This window comes from Pantoea stewartii subsp. stewartii (genome assembly GCF_008801695.1).
Lineage (GTDB): Bacteria > Pseudomonadota > Gammaproteobacteria > Enterobacterales > Enterobacteriaceae > Pantoea > Pantoea stewartii.
Genome location: NZ_VZPF01000350.1, coordinates 1 through 217 on the forward strand (window position 1 = coordinate 1; position 217 = coordinate 217).

1 protein-coding gene is annotated in these 217 nt (G+C 61.3%); it reads left to right on the forward strand.

Annotation, left to right across the window (positions count from 1 at the left end; all coding sequences use genetic code 11):
- Positions 1–217, forward strand: a 217-nt coding sequence (tnpB, locus tag F7Q90_RS26520; RefSeq protein ID WP_151161273.1) for an IS66 family insertion sequence element accessory protein TnpB, incomplete at both ends; no start/stop codon positions are given.

Here is a 217-nt window from a genome sequence, read left to right on the forward strand (position 1 = left end):
GGTTCCCGCATCTGGCTGGTTGCCGGCATCACCGACATGCGCAACGGCTTCAATGGTCTGGCTTCCAGGGTGCAGAATACGTTACGGGATGACCCGTTCAGCGGGCATCTGTTCATCTTCCGCGGCCGGCGCGGCGACATGATAAAGGTACTGTGGGCCGACCGGGACGGCCTGTGCATGTTTACCAAAAGGCTGGAACGTGGCCGCTTCGTCTGGC